This window comes from Microbacterium sp. LjRoot205 (assembly GCF_056175745.1).
This window is the reverse complement of sequence record NZ_JBGFFH010000005.1, coordinates 176311-195367: the sequence shown is the minus strand read 5'-3', so window position 1 is coordinate 195367 and position 19057 is coordinate 176311. Positions and strand designations below refer to the sequence as shown.

Sequence of the window (19057 nt, the reverse complement as noted above, 5' to 3'; positions counted from 1 at the left end):
CAGGAGGAACATATGCCCAGCCCACAGAGCACGCAGAACGACGACCAGCAGTCCGCCCTCGAGCAGTTCGGTATCAACCTCACCGACCGCGCCCGCCAGGGCAAGCTCGACCCCGTGATCGGACGCGACAGTGAGATCCGCCGCGTCAGTCAGGTGCTCACGCGCCGCACGAAGAACAACCCGGTGCTGATCGGCGAGCCGGGCGTAGGCAAGACCGCCGTCGTCGAGGGCCTCGCCCAGCGCATCGTCGCGGGCGACGTCGCAGAGTCGCTCAAGGACAAAGAGCTCGTGTCGCTCGACATCTCGGCCCTCGTCGCCGGGGCCATGTACCGCGGGCAGTTCGAAGAGCGGCTGAAGAGCGTGCTCAAGGAGATCACCGAATCCGACGGGCAGATCATCACCTTCATCGACGAGCTGCACGTGCTGATGGGCGCCGGCGGTGGTGAAGGCTCGGTGGCCGCGTCGAACATGCTCAAGCCCATGCTCGCCAGGGGTGAGCTGCGACTGATCGGCGCGACGACCCTCAACGAGTACCGCGAGTTCATCGAGAAGGATGCCGCTCTCGAGCGGCGCTTCCAACAGGTCTACGTCGGCGAGCCCACTGTCGAAGACACCATCGCGATCCTGCGAGGGCTCAAGGGGCGCTACGAGGCGCACCACGGGGTGACGATCGCCGACAGTGCGCTGGTCGCCGCCGCTGCACTGTCGAACCGGTACCTGCCCGCGAGGCAGCTCCCCGACAAGGCGATCGACCTGATCGACGAGTCGATGTCGCGTCTCAAGATGGAGATCGATTCGTCTCCCGTCGAGATCGACCAGCTCAAGCGCCAGGTCGACCGCATGAAGCTCGAAGAGCTCGCTCTCAAGCGCGAGAAGGACGCCGCCTCGAAAGAACGACTCGCGGCCCTCCGCGAGCAGCTCGTGGGCATGGAAGCGCAGCTGGCCGAGCTCGAAGCCCGCTGGGCGCGCGAGCGCCAGGGGTTGAACCGGGTCGGAGAGCTCAAGAAGCAGCTCGACGACGCGATCACGCAGCGCGACCTCGCCATGCGCGAGGCCGACTACACCCGCGCCTCGAAGCTCGAATACGAGACGATCAAGCGCCTCGAGCGCGACATCGCCGAAGCCGAGCAGGCCGAGGCCACGGTCTCGACAGAGGGGCGCATGGTCAACGAGCAGGTCACCGACGAGGACATCGCCGCCGTGATCGCCGCGTGGACCGGCATCCCCGTCGGTCGACTGCTGCAGGGTGAGAGCGAGCGGCTGCTGCACCTCGAATCCGAGCTCGGCAAGCGCCTCATCGGGCAGAAGGATGCCGTCAAGGCGGTGTCCGATGCGGTCCGCCGTTCGCGGGCGGGCATCAGTGACCCCGGTCGGCCGACCGGATCGTTCCTGTTCCTCGGGCCGACAGGCGTCGGAAAGACCGAGCTGGCGAAGGCTCTGGCCGACTTCCTGTTCGACGACGAGCGCGCCATGGTGCGCATCGACATGTCGGAGTACGGCGAGAAGCACTCGGTCTCGCGGCTCGTCGGCGCCCCTCCGGGATACGTCGGCTACGAGCAGGGTGGGCAGCTCACCGAGGCCGTGCGGCGGCGTCCGTACAGCGTCGTGCTGCTCGACGAGGTCGAGAAGGCGCACCCCGAGGTGTTCGACGTGTTGCTGCAGGTTCTCGACGACGGCCGTCTGACCGACGGGCAGGGGCGAACGGTCGACTTCACGAACGTGATCCTGATCCTGACCTCGAACCTCGGCTCACCCATCCTCATCGACCCGACGCTGTCTCCCGATGAGAAGCGCGAGCAGGTGATGGCTCTCGTGCACCAGGCGTTCCGGCCCGAGTTCCTCAACCGTCTCGACGACATCGTGATGTTCTCCGCGCTCAGCCAAGACGATCTGGCCCAGATCGTCGAGCTGTCGATCGATCAGCTGCACGACCGGCTGCGCGACCGGCGACTCACGCTGGCGGTCACTCCCGATGCTCGGGCGTGGCTCGCCGAGCGCGGATACGACCCGATGTTCGGTGCTCGCCCGCTGCGCCGTCTCATCCAGACCGAGGTGCAGAACAAGCTGGCCACGGCGCTGCTCTCCGGCGGCGTGCACGACGGCGATCTGGTGAGGGTCGATGTCGCGGTCGACGGCGCGGGCCTCGTGCTCACGTCGACCTCGCCCGAGCCCGAACCCGACCTGGGGTCCGGCGAAGACGACGACGTGATCGAGGCCGAGCTGCTCGACGAGTAGAACCGAATACGACAAGAGGGGCGGATGCTGTGGCATCCGCCCCTCTTGTGCGCCCCCTGATGGGGGCGACTGCTGTGCCTGGCGCTGTGTCAGGCGCTGAGGATGACCGTCTCGGCGATCGGGCGACGCACGCGCGGCGCCGTCTCGCCCTGCTGGAGGCCCTCCGGAAGGCCCGAAGCGTCGCCGAGCTCGCCGACCGCGATCACGGTGATGGCGGCGAACCGCGGCGACAGGTCGGCGAACTCGCGGACGGCCTCGGGGTCGAAACCGCTCATCTGGTGCACGAGGAGACCCTCGTGGTGGGCCTGCACCGAGAAGTGCGCCACGGCCTGGCCGAGGTCGTAGACGGCGTGACTGATGGCCTTGCCGTCTTCGGACTCGGTCTCGGCGATCGCGACGATCAGAGCCGAGGCCTTCGAGGCCCAGAGCTGGTTGAACTCGACCAGGGAGTCGACGACCTGGTCGAACAGAGCGGTGCCGCGCCGAGCGACGATGAAGCGCCACGGCTGCAGATTGTAGGCGGAGGGCGACCAGCGAGCGGCCTCGAGGGCGGCGTTCAGCTTGGCGTCGTCGATCGAGTTCTCGGCGTCGTACGCGCGCGGGCTCCAGCGCCCGGCGAGGACGTCGAGGACGGGGTGCTCGGTGGGGGCGGTGCGGTCGATCACGGGAGTGCTCACAGAAGTGCCTTTCAGAAGGAATCGATCGGACTCCTTCGTCCGGGTACGAGGATCTCAACAGATGCATGTGAATGCATATTCCCGATGACGCCGCGTGACGTCCAGCTCGTCTGTCACCGGGCATCGCGGCGTCCGTGTTCGGCGCGCGATCCGCTGCGCTGCCCGAAAGCAAGGGGCTTCTCCGGTCGACCGAGGTCTGGTTGTCTCTCGAGATCGGGCGTGGGCGGCCGCCCTTCACCCACGCCACGGACGGAAGAACAAGATGGCCAGCAAGACCCATGACAAGAAGAAGAAGCAGAAGCACGCTCGCATCGACAAGAAGCTCTATGAGAAGGAGTTGCGGCGCCTGCAGATCGAGCTCGTCAGCATGCAGCAGTGGGTCATCGCGGCCGACGCGCGGATTCTGGTGATCTTCGAGGGCCGCGATGCTGCGGGCAAAGGCGGTGCGATCAAGCGTGTGATGCAGTACCTCAACCCACGGCACGCCCGGGTGGTCGCCCTGCCGCAGCCGTCCGAGCGCGAGAAGGGGCAGTGGTACTTCCAGCGGTACATCGAACGGCTGCCCACCAAGGGCGAGATCGTGCTGATGGATCGCTCATGGTACAACCGCGCCGGCGTCGAGAAGGTGATGGGCTACTGCACCGACGAGGAATACGATCGCTTCCTCGCGCAGGTTCCCGTCGTCGAGCAGATGCTCGTCGACGACGGGATCATCCTGCTGAAGTACTGGTACTCCGTATCCGACATCGAGCAGGAGAAGAGATTCCGATCGCGCCTGAACGACCCGATGCGACGCTGGAAGCTCTCAGACACCGACCTGGCCTCCATCTCCCGCTGGGAGGACTACTCCCAGGCCAAGGACGCGATGTTCGACGTCACCGATCGCGAGAGAGCGCCCTGGTGGTCGATCGACAGCGACGACAAGAAGGCCGCCAGGCTCAACACCATCCACCACCTTCTGAGCCAGATCCCCTATCGCCGGCTCGACCCCGAAGAGGTCCACTTTCCCGATCGTCCCGCGGCGTCCGGAGCTCCGCGCCCGCCGATCGACGAGCACGCATTCGTGCCCGATCACGCAGCGACCCTGTAGACGACCTGACGTCGCGCCCCGCGCGCGCCCGACCGTGCCCGACTCTTCGTCGGCTCAGTCCAGCAGGTTGCGGGATGCGGCGGATGCCAGTGCGCGGCGCACCGCGCGGATCGACGGGGCGGCGGCCGACACCCGGCGAGCCGACGAGAAGATCTCCCGACGCGGCTCATCGGGCAAGGGCGTGAGCGCCACGGTGGGCGCCTCGCCGGCCCACACGAGCTCGGGCAGCAGACCGACGGCGAGGCCCGCGCGGATGAGGCGCACGTGCGCGGTGAGGTCGGCGACCTCGAAGCGCACGTCGGGTTCGAAGCCGGCCGTGCGGCAAAGCTGCTCGGCCCAGGCTCGCGACGCTGTGCCTGCGGGCTCGAGCACCCACGGCTCGTCTCTCGTCGACCACAGCGCCGCAGTGGCATCGGCGGCTGTGACAGCGGCGGCTGTGACAGCGGTGGCTGTGGCAGCGGCGGACTCCGGCGTGCCCGGGCGCCGGGCGAGCGCGATCGAGTCGTGCACGAGCACCACCCGGTCGAGGTCGGCGTGGATCGGGCGGGTGCGACCGGGGTACTGCTCGGCGAGGATCAGATCGAAGTCGCGGCTCGAGACGCCCACGAGTCCGGTCTCGGGGTCGCTCTCGGTCACCTCGACGCGGAGCGCGGGATGCTGCTCACGCAGCGTGTTGAGCGCGCCGGGCAGCAGGGAGTGCGCCGTGGACTGGAAGACGGCGATGTGCACCGTTCCGGTCACCTCCGTCAGCGACTCGGCGACGGCGACCTCGGCGTGCTCGAGCTGATCGAGGATGCCGATGGCCTCACCCACGAGCACGTTGCCCTGCGGGGTGAACTGCACGCCTCGCCCGACGCGGCGGAGCAGCGGGACTCCCACGTCTCGTTCGAGCGCGCTGAGCTGCTGAGACACCGAGGCCTTGCTGTAGGAGAGCGCGTCGGCGACGGCTGAGAGGGTTCCTCGACGCGACAGTTCGACCAGCATCCGCAGTCGGTTGACGTCGAGCATCCGCTCCCTTTCCGAGTGGTTCGAATCGTTCACTCTGAATGAACAGAATGCTCGCGAATCGGTTGATAGACGTAGCCTACTCGCGCGCCTGACAATGATCGAGCCGCACACGTACCCGGGTGTGCGATCCCCCTGGAAGGTTCCCCGATGACTGTCGCCGCCGACACCACCACCCCCGACGCCACCTCCCGCGGCGCCACCCCCCGCACGGAAGAGGTCGCCGCCCTCGTGCAGCGCTGGCTCGCCGAGAGCGAGACCCACCCCGTCGAGCCCGCAGCCCAGCGCCTGTCGGAGGTCCTCAAGGACCCGAACGGACTCGCGTTCACCGTCGGCTTCGTCGACGGCGTGATGCGCCCCGAAGATCTCAGCGTCGCGGGCCGTGCGCTCGCCGACCTCTCGGAGATCACCCCCTCGCTGCTGCCCGGATACCTGCGTGCCGCCATCAAGACGGGCGGGTTCTGGGCGCCGAAGCTCCCCGGCGTCGTGGTGCCGATCTCGCGGCGCGTGCTGCGCGCCATGGTCGGACACCTCGTGCTCGACGCGACCCCGTCGAAGCTCGGCCCCGCGATCACGAAGCTGCGCAAGAGCGGCAACCGCCTCAATCTCAACCTCCTCGGCGAGGCCGTGCTCGGTGAGCGCGAGGCCGGTCGTCGCCTGCAGGGCACCTACGACTTCCTCGCCCGCAAGGACGTCGACTACGTGTCGATCAAGGTCTCGAGCGTCGTCAGCCAGCTGTCGATGTGGTCGTTCGACGAGGCCGTGGCCGACGTCGTCGAGAAGCTCACCCCGCTCTACGAGCTCGCGGCGACCTCGGAGGCCGCAGGCAAGACGAAGTTCATCAACCTCGACATGGAGGAGTTCCGCGACCTCGACCTGACGATCGCGGCGTTCACCAGCATCCTCGACCAGCCGGGTCTCGAGAAGCTCGAGGCCGGCATCGTGCTGCAGGCCTATCTGCCCGACGCGCTCGGCGCGATGCAGCACCTGCAGGAGTGGGCCGCCGCCCGGCGCGCGAAGGGCGGAGCGCCCATCAAGGTCCGCGTCGTCAAGGGCGCGAACCTGGCGATGGAAGAGGTCGACTCGAAGGTGCACGGCTGGCCGCTGGCGACCTATGGCACCAAGCAGGACTCCGACACGAACTACAAGCGCGTGCTCGACTGGTCGATGACTCCCGAGCGACTGGATGCCGTGCGCATCGGCGTCGCAGGCCACAACCTGTTCGACATCGCCTACACGTGGCTGCTCGCGCAGGCGCGTGGCGTGACGGACGCCGTCGAATACGAGATGCTCCTGGGCATGGCGACCGGCCAGGCGGAGGCCGTGCGCAAGGACGTCGGTCAGCTGCTGCTCTACACACCCGTCGTGAACCCGGCCGAGTTCGACGTGGCCATCGCCTACCTCGTGCGTCGCCTCGAAGAGAACGCCAGCCCCGAGAACTTCATGTCTGCCGTGTTCGAGCTGGCCTCCGACCCGGCGCTGCTCACCCGGGAGCGCGAGCGGTTCGAGCGTTCGCTCGCCGGCCTCGAGGCCGACCGCTCGGTGCCCTCGTCGAACCGCGTGCAGGACCGCGCCGCTGAGGCGGCTGCCGGTGCGGGCGCGGCCGTCACCACCGGCTTCGAGAACCAGCCCGACAGCGACCCGGCGATCGCCGTGAACCGCACCTGGGGTCGTGAGATCCTGCAGCGCTCGGTCGATTCGACGCTGGGTCTGGACTCGATCGCCCTGGCCAAGGTCGAGACGACCGACGAGCTCGACGGGATCTTCGCCGCCGCATCCGCCGCCGCCGCTCGATGGGCGGCGCTTCCTGCCGCCGAGCGTGCCGCCGTGCTGCACCGCGCGGGTGATGAGCTCGCCGCCCGCCGTGGTCAGCTGATCGAGATCATGGCGCACGAGGCGGGCAAGACCATCGCCGAGGCCGACCCCGAGGTCTCCGAGGCGATCGACTTCGCGCACTACTACGCCGAGCGCGCCCTCGACCTCGAGAACATCTCGGGCGCCGAGTTCGTGCCGTCGAAGGTGACCGTCGTCACCCCGCCGTGGAACTTCCCGGTCGCGATCCCCGCCGGTGGCGTGCTCGCGGGTCTCGCCTCCGGCTCCGGTGTGATCATCAAGCCGGCCAAGCTGACGCAGCGCTGCGGCGCGGTCATGGTCGAGGCGCTGTGGGCCGCGGGCGTTCCGCGCGACCTTCTCGCACTGGTGGATCTCGCGAACCGCGACCTCGGCACCCGCCTCGTCGCCAGCCCCGAGGTCGACCGCGTGATCCTCACCGGTGCATACGAGACGGCGCAGCTGTTCCGCTCGTTCCGCTCCGACCTGCCGCTGCTCGCCGAGACGAGCGGCAAGAACGCGATCATCGTCACGCCCTCGGCCGACCTCGACCTGGCGGCCGCCGATGTGGCCCGCAGTGCATTCGGCCACGCCGGGCAGAAGTGCTCGGCCGCATCGCTCGCGATCCTCGTCGGCTCGGTCGCCGACTCGCAGCGGTTCGAGCGTCAGCTCGTCGATGCGGTCACCTCGATGCGCGTCGGACTGCCCGAAGACCCCGCCACGCAGATGGGTCCGATCATCGAGCCGGCGAACGGCAAGCTGCTCACCGCGCTGACGACCCTCGAGAAGGGCGAGCGCTGGCTCGTCGAGCCGAAGAAGCTCGACGACGAGGGCACGCAGTGGACGCCGGGCGTCAAGATCGGCGTCGCCCCCGGTTCGACGACCCACCTGACCGAGTTCTTCGGGCCGGTGCTCGGGATCATGCACGCCAAGGACCTCGACGAGGCGATCCGCCTGCAGAACGCCGTGGACTACGGCCTCACCGCCGGCATCCACTCACTCGACTCCGACGAGGTCGCCACCTGGCTCGACCGCGTCGAGGCCGGCAACCTCTATGTCAACCGCGGCATCACCGGCGCGATCGTGCAGCGCCAGCCGTTCGGCGGCTGGAAGCGGTCGGCAGTCGGCGCCGGCGCCAAGGCCGGAGGCCCGAACTACCTGTTCGGTCTCGGCGAGTGGGCTCCGGCCGAGCTCCCCGCCGCGGCTCCCGGGGCTGCGGTGAACCCCTCGGTCGAGGCGGTGCTCGCCGCGGCCGGCTCCGACCTCGGCGCCGTCGAGATCGAGTGGCTGCACCGTGCCGCCGCCTCCGACGAGCGCGCCTGGGTCGACGAGTTCGGCGCCGTGAGCGACAAGTCGGGTCTCGGCGTCGAGCGCAACGTGTTCCGGTACCGCCCGGTCGCCGTCGACGTGCGCATCGCCGAGGACGCACCGCTCGCCGACGGCATCCGCGTGATCGCCGCGGCCCTGCGCAGCGGCAGCCCGTTCACGGTGTCCGCATCGGCCCTGCCCTCGCGGGTCGAGAAGGCGCTGCGCGCCCAGGGCGTGACTCCGAAGCTCGAGAACGACGCCGCCTGGGTCAAGCGCTACGCGAAGGCGGCGGCGAAGGCCGAGCACAGCTGGCAGCGCGTGCGTCTCGTCGGCGGCGATGCGGCTGCGCTGTTCGAGGCGCTCGGCGGCACGCCCGATGTCGCCGTCTGGTCGCATGCGGTCACGGGTGCCGGTCGCGTCGAGATGCTGCCGTTCCTGCACGAGCAGGCCGTGTCGATCACCAACCACCGGTTCGGCAACCCCACCACCCTGTCGGACGGCCTGATCTGAACCGGTCCGTGACCATCTGAACGACGAGGCCCCACCCCGCAGAYRTCTGCRGGGTGGGGCCTCGTCGTCGGAGCGGGCGTCCGGGGCGGGGCTGTGATCAGCCGCGCAGCGCCTCGCCCAGCTTGACCCGCGAACCCATGCGCAGCAGCGAGTTCTCGTAGATCTTCGCGCCGATCACGATCGCCGCGACACAGCTGGCCAGCAGGATCACTAGGCTGAGCAGCGGCTCCCACCACTGCGCCTCGCCCACGAAGAGCCGCATCGGCATGCCGACCGGAGCCGAGAACGGCACGTACGACATGATCGTCAGCACCAGCGGGTTGTCGTTGAAGACGATCACGAGCACGTACGGCGCCATGATCAGCATCGTGATCGGAGTCGTGGTCGAGCCGATGTCCTCCTGACGCGACACCATCGATGCGGCGGCGGCGAACAGGGCCGCGAGCAGGATGAACCCGAACAGGAAGAACACCGCGAACCAGATGATGGGGGCGCCGAGGGTCGACAGCACCTCGCGTTGACCCGTCGCTATGAGCCCTATCGTCGCGACCGCCGCCAGGGCGAGGATCTGCCCCATCGCGAGGATCGTGTTGCCGATCACCTTGCCGGCGAGCAGGGTGCGGGCCGAGATGGTCGACAGCAGGATCTCGACGACGCGGGTCTGCTTCTCTTCGACGACGCTCTGCGCGATCGTGCCGCCGAAGGTCGCGGCCGCACCCATGAACACGGCGCCGAATGCGATCGCGATGAAGTACCGCAGCAGCGGGTTCGTCGTCGCGGGTTCGAGGATCTCGATGTCCGGAGCCTGCGAGAGCGCAGACACGAGACCGGTGGGCGCGTCCTTGAGGGCGACGATCGTGACCCCGGTCGGGCCCTCGCCGGGGACGACCGCGGCATCGACCTTCTCCGAGCGCACGAGCTCTTCGGCCGCGGCCTGGTCGGCCACCTCCGTGATCTCGAGGTCGGGCAGGGCAGACACCACGGATGCGGTCTCAGAGGTCACGGCCACGGGCATCGCGTCGGTGTTCTTGCTCGCGAAGCCGCCGATCACGATGGCGGCGAGAGCGAGGAACAGCAGGATGCCGGTCGAGATCAGGAAGGCCTTGCTGCGCAGCTTCGATCCGATCTCCCGCTCGGCGACGAGCCAGATCAGCGATGCCTGCGACGGCGAGCCGGTGGTGTTCGAGGTGCTCACTGGATGACCTCCTTGAAGATCTGGGCGAGGGACGGATGMTTGGGCGCGAAGCTCGCGACATCGCCGCGGTCGACGGCGGTGCGCAGGACGCGCTGGGCGGTGTCGACGTCGTCGGCGTCGAACAGGGCGTAGCCGCCCTCGAAGTCGACGACGGTGACGCCGGGTTCGGCGCGCAGCCATCCGGCATCCCCTGCCGAGACGAGCTCGTACCGGTTGCCGGCGTGCTGCGCGCGCAGCCCGTCACGGGAGCCGGACGCGCGGATCGTGCCTCCGGCGAGGATCACGAGGTCGTCGCAGAGCCGCTCGACGACGTCGAGCTGGTGAGACGAGAACAGGATCGACGCACCCTTGGCGGCGCTCGCCTGCAGCACCGACGCGACGACGTCGACGGCGAGCGGGTCGAGGCCCGAGAACGGCTCGTCGAGGATCAGCACCTCGGGGTCGTGCACGAGCGCTGCGGCGATCTGCGCGCGCTGCTGGTTGCCGAGCGACAGCGATTCGATCGTGTCGTCGAGGCGCTCCTCGAGCCCGAGTTCGGTGAGCAGCGCGGTCGCCCGTGCCGTGGCATCCGCCTTGCTCATCCCGTGCAGTCGGGCGAGGTACACGATCTGCTCGAGCACCTTCATCTTGGGGTACAGGCCACGCTCCTCGGGCATGTAGCCGAAGAGACGGCGGTCTGCGCTGGTCAGGGCGACGCCGTCGAGTTCGACGCGTCCTCCGTCGGAGCCGAGCAGGCCCAGCACGATGCGCATCGTCGTGGTCTTGCCGGCGCCGTTGCCGCCGACGAACCCGGTGAGGCGCCCGGGGGACACCTCGAACGAGACGTCGTCGAGCACGCGCCGAGAGCCGTAGCTCTTGGTGATGCCGGTGAGTACGAGCTTTCCTGTGGTCACTTCGACTTACTCCGTTCGCTCAGTGCATCGCATGCCCTCACGCTATGGCGCGGTGATCGGCCTCGGCATCCCCCCTGCGGCGGATCCGTGCGGGGGATCTGCGATTTCCCCCGTGGGCAGTCGTCAGCCGTGCGGGGGAGAGCGGTGAAGCGCGGGCGGGAGAGCGAAGTGCTCAGCGCAGGAACAGCACCGAGAAGATCCCGAGCGCGAACGGCGCCGCGGTCACGACGAACGTGATCCCCAGGATGATCCCGACGATCAGCCAGGGACTCCGTCGCCTGAGGCGCTGACCGGGCGGGGCGACGCCGATGGGCGGAGGGGTCAGCATCCCCGCCGGAGCGGCGAACGGCAAGGCGGGTGCTCCGGCAGGCGCCGGAGCCGGGGCGCCGTAGGTCGGGAGGGACGGATGCTGCGCCGCGAGCCGCAGCCTGTCGTCGCGCCAGCGCGCCCACTGATCGAGCTTGGTGAGCAGCGCCCCGACCGCGCCGAAGAGCCAGGCCCAGGTCGCGGGGTCGAGCGTCGACAGGTTGCGGCGCGCATAGAGGAAGAGCCAGTCGTCGACGATCTCGACGTCGAGCTGCGCCGCGTGGTCGATGAACCGCGCCATGACGTCGGGGGTGAACAGATACAGGGCGTCGACCTCGTATCCGGTCGGGCAGTACAACGAGAAGTACCGGTCGAAGTCGCCCTCGAGCGAGAGCCGCTGGTCGCTGCTGAACGCGGCCGCGAGCGTGCTGCCGAGAGTGTTGTTGCCGAGCGCGTCGAGCACGATGTTCGGCAGCGGCACGTCGAGCTTCACCGCGACGTATCCCCAGCGGTGGGTCGTCGACTGCTTGCCGTTGCTGGTCGTGTACTGGTAGTTGCCGAACTCGACGAAGCGCGGTTCGACCCCTCGCAGCACGTCGGTAGACATGCGGCTCGACCCCGACGAGAAGATCATGCCGGGCAACGGCGGGTCGTCGATCCGCTCGATGTAGCTCATCGCGTTCGCCCCGGCGAAGCGCGCGAGGCGGAATCGGGTGAGATTGCGCAGACGGATGCTGCGACGCACCAGCATCACGATCCCGATGACGAGGCCCGCGAGCAGCATCAGTCCGAGGAGAGCGGCGACCGCGACCCCCGTCTCACGACCGATCGCATAGCCCAGGCCCAGGATCATGATCGCGAGGACCGGCACCACGCACAGCAGGGCGAACCCCGCGACCACCCACGCGACGATCCGACCGGCCGGCGTGGGGTTCGCCGCGCGCTGCGCTCGGGCGAAGGCGTCGACCTCGGCGGGATTCACCGGGTCGAGCAGTGCACGTGCGTCGAAGTATCCGACTGGCGCACCGGCCGACGGCACAGGAGCAGGCGTGGGAACTGTCACGCGTCCACGGTAGCCGAGGGCGTTCCGTGAGGTGCCGGCGCCGTGCGGTGCCAGTGCTGGCCGGTGTCAGTGCTGGCCGGTGCCAGTGCTGGCCGGGGTCAGCGGCGCCCGGCATGCAGCGCCGTGCGCACGACGAGGCCCGCGACGAGAGCCCAGAAGGCGGCGCTGACTCCCAGCACCGCGATGCCGGAGGCCGCGACAAGGAAGGTCACGACCGCGGGGATGCGCTCGCCCGGGTCGTCGATCGCCTGCTGCACGGACGACCCGAAGGCGGCGAACAGCGCGAGACCTGCCACCGCAGGGATCACCGCCTCGGGGGCCAGGAGCACGAGCGTGGCGAAGGCCGCCGAGAACCCGCCGAGCAGCAGGTACGAGACTCCGGTCGAGACCCCGGCGACCCAACGGCGCTTCGGATCGGGGTCGGCGTCGGGCGAGGCGGCGAGGGCGGCGCTGATCGCCGCGAGATTGATGGCGTGGCCGCCGGCGGTCGCGCCGACCGCCGTTCCGACACCCGTCACGAGCATCGCAGGACGCCAGGGGACCTCGTAGCCGAAGCTGCGCATGATGGCGATGCCGGGGACGTTCTGCGAGGCCATCGTGACGATGAACAGCGGCAGAGCCAGACCGACGAGAGCGCCGACCGTGAAGGTGGGGGCGGTGAGTTCGAGCCGGGGCACGAGGAGTCCGGCGTCGACTGCTGAGCGCTCCTGGATCAGCGAGACGGCCACCACGATCGCTGCGGCGACGAAGGCGAGGGGGACGGCCCACCGCGGCGCGAGGCGTGCGAACACCAGCCACGTCAGCACGACCGGAACCACGCCCCACGGGTTCGCAACGAGGCCGGTGATCGGCGCGAGACACAGTGGCAGCAGCACTCCGGCGAGCATCGCCTGCGCGATGGACGGCGGGATGCGGGCGATCAGCGCACCGAGCGCCGGCCAGAGCGCCGTGAGCAGGATGAGCGCGGACGCGACGAGGAACGCGCCGACGGCGGCAGGCCATCCGCCGTCGACCACTCCGGTCGCGGCGAGGAGTGCGGCGCCGGGGGTCGACCAGGCGACGGTGATCGGCATCCGATACCGCCAGGCGAGCACGATGCAGGCGAGTCCCATAGTGAGGCTGACGGCGAGCAGTCCGCTGGCCGCCTGCGCAGGTGTGGCGCCGACGGCGCCGAGACCCGTGAGCACGACGGCGAACGAACTCGTGAATCCGACCAGTGCGGTGACCACCCCGGCCAGGATCGGTCGAGACAGAGGTGCGGCGGTGGTCATGGATCCGAGGGTATCGGGGTCGGCGTTACGTGAGTCCCATCCGGTGCGCGAGCACCACGGCCTGCACGCGATCACGCGCACCGAGCTTCTGCAGGATCCGCGAGACGTGGGTCTTCACGGTGGCCTCTCCGATGAACAGGGCGCCGGCGATCTCGGCGTTGCTGCGGGCGTCGGCCAGCAGCACCAGCACCTCGGCCTCGCGCTCGGTGAGCGGGTCGAGGAGCACGGTCGGGGCGACCTGTGACGGCGCGGCGGTCGGCGTCGATTCCCCGGCGGATGCCGAAGCGGATGCCGGGCCGGATGCCCGAGAGGATGCTGTCGTGAATCGAGCCAGCACCCGACGCGTGACCTCGGGCGCCAGCATCCCGTCGCCCGCTGCGAGAGCCCGGACCGCCGCGATGAGATCCTCCGCACCGGCGTTCTTGAGCAGGAAGCCGCTCGCTCCGGCATCCAGCGCCTGGTAGAGGTAGTCGTCGCGGTCGAACGTCGTCACGATCGCGATGGCCGCTCCGACGCCCGCGTCGGCGACGATCCGCCTGGTGGCCTCGATGCCGTCCATGTCGGGCATCTGCACGTCCATCGTGATCACGTCGGGGCGCAGGGCAGACGCCTGGGCGACCGCCTCGGCGCCGGTTGCCGCCTCGCCGACCACCGTGATGTCGGGTTGCGTGTCGAGGATGGTCCGGAATCCTGCTCGCAGCATCGCATGATCGTCGACGAGCAGGACTCGGATCGGCGCATCGGTCTGGCTCATGAGGTGGTGCTCGTCTCGATCAACGTCTCGGTGGGCGCCGCGGGGGCGGTAGGGGCCGTGGGCTCGGTCTGGCTGCCGTCGCCGGTCAGGGGAACGCGTGCCCGCACGCGCAGCCCTCCCGCCGCACGCGGAGCGACGTCGAGCGTGCCCCCGGATGCGGCGGCGCGCTCGCGCATGCCGAGCTGGCCGAGCCCGGGGCGCAGCACGGCCACTGCGCGGCCGGTGTTGACGATCTCGACCTCGACGCCGTCGTCGTCGTAACGCACGCGCACATCGGCGGTGGCGCCGACGCCGGCGTGACGGCGGGCGTTCGTGAGCGACTCCTGGGCGATGCGATACAGATTCACGGCGACGATCGAGGGCACGGGCACCGGCTCGCCGATCACGACGTAGTGCGTGGGCAGGCCCGCTTCCGTCGACGCCTCGACGAGCGAGCGGATGTCGTCGAGCGTCACCGTCGATGCGACATCCGTCGTCTCGCCGCCAGGGGTGCGGAGGGTCTCGAGCAGCTGCCGCAGCTCGTGGATCGCATCACGCGCCGATGCCTCGATCCCCGTGAGGATGCTCTTGGACTTCTCCGGATCCTGATCGATCACGAGCCGGGCGGCTCCCGCCTGCACGCCCATCACCGACACATGGTGGGCGACGACGTCGTGCAGCTCTCGGGCGATGCGCACGCGGTCGAGCGCGACGGCCTGGGCAGCGGTGACCTCGCGCTCCTTCTCGAGCTCGGCCGTGCGCTGCTCCAGCACCGCTCGCTCCTGTGCGGCGTGCCACGAGCGCTCCCCGAAGTAGTAGGCACCGCCGAAGTACAGCACGTTCAGCAGCAGCTGGATGAGCATGAAGGCGAGATAGGGCGAGAGGAGGCCCGCCGCGACCTCGGCCTTGTCGGCCTCTTCGATCGCCTGTCGGTACATCGTGATGATCAGCCAGACGAACATGCCGACGATGATCGAGACGCGCACGATCATCGCGGCTCTGCGGTTGTTCATCCACGCGCCCACCGTGTACAGCGACACGAACATCGCGATGTTGCCGACGTAGATCTCGGGCACCTGAAACGTGATCGCGAGGAAGTACGCGAGCGAGATGGCGACGGCGACCGGGGCGGGCCAGCGCCGGCGCACGGCGAGCGGAGCGGTGACGGCGACCGCGTAGACCAGCGCGGTCCACGGCTCTGCCCTGGTGTCGCCGTAGATCTCGGCCACCGTCGAGAGTGCGGCGCTCAGAACGGCGCCGACGAACATGACCGCAGCGAGCACGATATCGCCGCGCTGCTCGCGGACGCTGGGGATGCGGGTGAACGGCGCTGCAGGCATCCCCCCACCGTAGAGCCGGGGCGGATGCGGTGGCATCCCCCGCACGGGGGATCGTGTGCTCGCCGCGGAGACCTCTTGACGTGTTACTTGTATTTTGCAAGTGTGGGCGCATGAGCATCTTCATCACCTGCCCCGTCGAGAGCGTCGACCGGGCCACCGCCTTCTACACCGCTCTCGGCTGGACCCTCAATGCCGAGATGTCCGATCACAATGTGTCGTGCTTCGCGATCGCGCCCGAGCAGTACGTCATGCTCGGCAGCCGCGAGATGTATGCGAGCGTCGGCGGCACCGAGGACGTGATCGGTGGACCCGATACGCCGTCGAAGGTGACGGTCTCGTTCGATCTCGGCAGCCGCGAGGCCGTCGATGAGCTCGTCGAGCGTGCCGCTGCCGCCGGTGGCAGGATCGGCGACACCGACGACTACTCGTTCATGTATCAGCGCCAGTTCGACGACCCCGACGGGTATCACTACTCGCCGTTCTGGATGAAGTCGGATTCCGATCAGAACGCGTGAGCGACCTCGCTGCCGCCCTCGACATCGTCGGCGCCCGGTGGGCGCTGCTCATCGTCGAGCAGCTGCTCGCTGGGCCGCAGAGATACGGCGACCTGCAGCGTGAGCTCGGGGTGCCGACCAACATCCTCGCGACCCGTCTGCGCGAGCTCGAAGCGGCCGGGGTCTTGAGTCGACTGCCGCTGCGGCACAACACGCGTGCCTACGCGCTCACTGATCGTGGTCTCGCGCTGCGCGAGGCGATCGAGCAGCTCGGTCGCTGGGGTGCAGAAGGGTAGACGGCGCGACGGCATCGCACGAGCGCATACTGGGAACATCGCCGCCCTCTTGTGCGAAGGAGCACTCTGATGACCGGACGCATCCTGATCGACCTCTTCATGACCCTCGACGGCGTCGCCCAGGGCCCGGGCGGCACCGACGAGGATCCGTCCGGAGGGTTCGAATTCAGCGGCTGGCAGGCGGGGTATCCGTCGTCGGGCATGGGAGAGACCGTCTCGCAGGGGATGCAGCGGCTCGACGCCCTGCTGCTCGGCCGCCGCACCTACGACATCTTCGCGTCGTACTGGCCGCATCACACGGAAGGCCCGTCGGGGGAGATCGGCAGGCTCTTCGACCGGGTGCCGAAGTATGTCGCGTCGCGGAACCCCGACATCGCACTCGCGTGGCAGAACAGTCACCGCGTCGGGGACGATCTCGCCGCCGAGATCGCCGAACTGAGAGCACAGCACGACGAGGTGCACGTGATCGGCAGCATCGACTTCGTGCACTCGCTGCTCGCCGACGGGCTGTTCGACGAGCTGAACCTGTGGGTGTATCCGATCCTGCTCGGCACGGGCAAGAAGGTGTTCGACGACGGTGCCATGCCGTCGGTGCTGCGCCTGCTCGAGCCGCCGGCCGTCGACGACAGCGGCGTGATGCTGCTGCGCTACGGACGAACGGATCGGGTGCCGGAGGTCGGGACGTTCGAGGACTGAATCGAAATATCGCCCCGCTTGTTCCCTCCTGTGCTGTGATCGGATAACTTCAACCCAACGCGGCCGCATCGGCAGCGGTTCCGAGGTCGGGCGCAGGGTTCACTCACGGCGCGCTCGACCTCCGTCGGAGGGTGGGACTATGGCGCAACGACGCGCTCTGATTCATGCAGTCCTGGGTGGGGTGGCGGCGATCGCCCTCGCACTCGGGGGAGCGACGGCAGCGGGAGCGGTGGAGGACGATCCCCCGACGGGCGCGGTCGCGGACGTGCTGGCTGCGGCCGCCGACGAGACCGCCGACCCGCTCGAGGGCATCGCCGACGACGTCGACGTCGATACGGCACCTGCCCCGGCCGTCGTCGAGGACGCACCGGCATCTGCATCGGCACCGGCGCTGATACCGACCCCCGCAGTGATTCCGCCGCCGCCGCCCGTGCCACAAGGCACAGGAACGATCAGCGGCACAGTGACGCGCGAAGACGACGGGGCTCCGATCTCAGGCGTCAGCGTGTCGCTGACCGGGAGTGGGTGGGTGACCCCGTCGGCCCTCACCGACGCGAACGGCGACTACACCGTGAGTGGACTCGCGGACGATTCTTACGTCGTGTCCTTCTTCGCGGGAGGAGGAACGGACCTCATGCGCGAGTACTGGCAAGGCGTGACGGACTTCTCAGCCGCCACGCCTGTCGCCATCACGGGCGGCGCGTCGGTCACCGACATCGACGCTTCGCTGCGTGCCGGAGGCGCCATCGAGGGAGTCGTCACGCGAGCGCAGGATGGTTCCCCGGTTGCGGGGGCTGACGTCTCGGCGCTCAACGCGAACAACGAGATCGTCGCGTCCACGCAAGCGGACACCGCGGGAGAGTACCGTCTCGGCGGACTTCCTGCGGGCGCGTACCGCGTACGTTTCGGCTCGCCTGACCCGGAGCTCGTCTCGGAATACTGGAGCAACGCATACAGCTGGGACACAGCGACGCCCGTCACGATCACCGGGGCGCAGGCGATCATGAACGTGGATGCCGCGCTCGACTCCGTCGGCTACATCAGCGGCACCGTGACGAAGAGCGCCGACGGGACTCCCGCTTTCGGTTCTGTCATGGTCAGCGGCGTCGACCGGGACATGCGAGTCGTCTCGATCAACGGTGACGGGAGCTATCGAGCGGCCGTCGCACCGGGGACCTATGTCGTGCACTTCGACGCATTCGATTCCGGCCTGCTCGACGAGTACTGGGAGGATGCCGCCACCGAGGAGGCTGCGACTCCAGTGGTCGTCGAATCTGGCGACGACATCACAGGCACCGACGCTCAGCTCGACTCAGCAGCGACAATCACCGGCACCGTCACGATGGTGAGCTCGGAGGGCCGCGAGATGCTCGTCGAAGCCTGGGATGGCGATGAGCGTGTCGGATATGTGATCGCCGACTGGCAGACGGGGTCATACACGCTCAACATCCCGGCGGGAACGTACATCTTCAAGGCATCCGTGATCTTCTACAACGACAGCCCGACGACGGCGAAGCCGCAGTTCTACGACGGCGTCGAGACGGCGGATCTCGCGACTCCCGTGACGGCGGCAGCGTCCACGACAGTGGGCGGCATCGACTTCACGCTCGTGCCCATCACGAAGCCGGAGCCGGAGCCGGAGCCGGAGCCGGAGCCGGCACTCGCGCTCGCAACGGGGTCGATCCGGGCCGGCAGCGACATCGACGTCTCGGGCACGGGGTTCGCCCCTGGCGCGAAGATCGCATTCGAGTTGCACTCGGCTCCTCAAGCGCTGGGAACTCTGACCGCCGATGCGAGCGGCGCGTTGACGGGTACCTTCCGCGTCCCTGCGAGCACGTCGCCCGGAACGCACACGCTCGTGGCGTTGAACGCGCAGTCGGAGGTCGTGGCGAGTGCGCCGCTGCTGGTGACTGCGGCACCAGGAGCCACGGTCACGGGGGCGGTGACAGGGGCCGGCGCACCATTGGCCAGCACTGGCGCCGATGCGCCGGCGTTCGCGGTGATGATGGCATCCGGCCTGCTGCTCGCCGGCATGCTGCTTGTCCGTCGTCGACGCGCACAGAACTGACCCGAATGCTGACGAGGGCCCGGCAGCTTCCGCGGAAGCTGCCGGGC

Annotated in this window: 15 protein-coding genes; 7 read left to right on the top strand and 8 right to left on the bottom strand. The window is 68.9% G+C overall.

The genetic code is table 11. The features are described from left to right. Positions 1 to 12: 12 nt before the first annotated feature. Positions 13 to 2235, top strand: a complete 2223-nt coding sequence (locus AC04ME_RS12345) for an ATP-dependent Clp protease ATP-binding subunit (RefSeq protein WP_079113711.1) — start codon at positions 13 to 15, stop codon at positions 2233 to 2235. Positions 2236 to 2324: 89 nt separating this feature from the next. On the opposite strand, the gene AC04ME_RS12340 is transcribed toward AC04ME_RS12345, so the two are convergent. Further along, positions 2325 to 2912, bottom strand: coding sequence for a nitroreductase family protein (locus AC04ME_RS12340; RefSeq protein WP_475435222.1), 588 nt, complete (start codon positions 2910 to 2912; stop codon positions 2325 to 2327). A gap of 262 nt (positions 2913 to 3174) precedes the next feature. Here AC04ME_RS12340 and ppk2 point away from each other — a divergent pair, with 262 nt between their 5' ends. Further along, positions 3175 to 4002, top strand: a complete 828-nt coding sequence (gene ppk2, locus AC04ME_RS12335) for a polyphosphate kinase 2 (protein ID WP_042536803.1) — start codon at positions 3175 to 3177, stop codon at positions 4000 to 4002. A gap of 54 nt (positions 4003 to 4056) precedes the next feature. Here ppk2 and AC04ME_RS12330 read toward each other — a convergent pair whose 3' ends face one another. After that, positions 4057 to 5010 (bottom strand): LysR substrate-binding domain-containing protein, encoded by a 954-nt coding sequence (locus AC04ME_RS12330; RefSeq protein ID WP_079113709.1) that lies wholly within the window; start codon positions 5008 to 5010, stop codon positions 4057 to 4059. A gap of 147 nt (positions 5011 to 5157) precedes the next feature. Here AC04ME_RS12330 and AC04ME_RS12325 point away from each other — a divergent pair, with 147 nt between their 5' ends. Then, positions 5158 to 8655: a proline dehydrogenase family protein gene (locus tag AC04ME_RS12325; RefSeq protein ID WP_475435220.1), complete on the top strand. Its 3498-nt coding sequence runs from the start codon at positions 5158 to 5160 to the stop codon at positions 8653 to 8655. Positions 8656 to 8752: 97 nt separating this feature from the next. Here the strand turns inward: AC04ME_RS12325 and AC04ME_RS12320 are convergent, their stop codons facing one another. The 6 genes from AC04ME_RS12320 to AC04ME_RS12295 all read right to left on the bottom strand — a co-directional run bounded on the left by AC04ME_RS12320 (position 8753) and on the right by AC04ME_RS12295 (position 15456). Then, positions 8753 to 9850 carry an ABC transporter permease gene (locus AC04ME_RS12320; protein ID WP_475435218.1) on the bottom strand — a complete coding sequence of 366 codons (1098 nt, stop codon included), beginning with the start codon at positions 9848 to 9850 and terminating at the stop codon, positions 8753 to 8755. Beyond that, positions 9847 to 10743: an ABC transporter ATP-binding protein gene (locus AC04ME_RS12315; RefSeq protein ID WP_475435216.1), complete on the bottom strand. Its 897-nt coding sequence runs from the start codon at positions 10741 to 10743 to the stop codon at positions 9847 to 9849. The genes AC04ME_RS12320 and AC04ME_RS12315 overlap by 4 nt, the downstream gene beginning before the upstream one ends. Positions 10744 to 10915: 172 nt before the next feature. After that, positions 10916 to 12112: a hypothetical protein gene (locus AC04ME_RS12310; RefSeq protein WP_475435215.1), complete on the bottom strand. Its 1197-nt coding sequence runs from the start codon at positions 12110 to 12112 to the stop codon at positions 10916 to 10918. Positions 12113 to 12210: 98 nt separating this feature from the next. After that, the gene (locus AC04ME_RS12305; RefSeq protein ID WP_475435213.1) at positions 12211 to 13383 is read right to left on the bottom strand and encodes a benzoate/H(+) symporter BenE family transporter; all 1173 of its coding nucleotides are present in this window, start codon (positions 13381 to 13383) and stop codon (positions 12211 to 12213) included. Between the two features lie 25 nt (positions 13384 to 13408). Beyond that, positions 13409 to 14137, bottom strand: a complete 729-nt coding sequence (locus AC04ME_RS12300) for a response regulator (RefSeq protein ID WP_367824446.1) — start codon at positions 14135 to 14137, stop codon at positions 13409 to 13411. Then, entirely contained in the window at positions 14134 to 15456 is a 1323-nt protein-coding gene (locus AC04ME_RS12295; protein WP_475435211.1) for a sensor histidine kinase, read from the bottom strand. The genes AC04ME_RS12300 and AC04ME_RS12295 overlap by 4 nt, the downstream gene beginning before the upstream one ends. Before the next feature lie 110 nt (positions 15457 to 15566). On the opposite strand from AC04ME_RS12295, the gene AC04ME_RS12290 reads away from it, so the two are divergent. From AC04ME_RS12290 to AC04ME_RS12275, 4 genes are all read left to right on the top strand, one after another. Then, a complete protein-coding gene (locus AC04ME_RS12290; RefSeq protein ID WP_042541255.1) occupies positions 15567 to 15971 on the top strand; it encodes a VOC family protein in 405 nt (134 codons plus the stop codon). Then, a complete protein-coding gene (locus AC04ME_RS12285) occupies positions 15968 to 16246 on the top strand; it encodes a winged helix-turn-helix transcriptional regulator (RefSeq protein WP_042541257.1) in 279 nt (92 codons plus the stop codon). The genes AC04ME_RS12290 and AC04ME_RS12285 overlap by 4 nt, the downstream gene beginning before the upstream one ends. 69 nt (positions 16247 to 16315) lie before the next feature. Next, positions 16316 to 16942: a dihydrofolate reductase family protein gene (locus tag AC04ME_RS12280; protein ID WP_475435209.1), complete on the top strand. Its 627-nt coding sequence runs from the start codon at positions 16316 to 16318 to the stop codon at positions 16940 to 16942. A 139-nt stretch (positions 16943 to 17081) separates the two neighbouring features. Beyond that, the gene (locus AC04ME_RS12275) at positions 17082 to 19010 is read left to right on the top strand and encodes an MSCRAMM family protein (protein ID WP_475435207.1); all 1929 of its coding nucleotides are present in this window, start codon (positions 17082 to 17084) and stop codon (positions 19008 to 19010) included. Positions 19011 to 19057 lie beyond the last annotated feature (47 nt).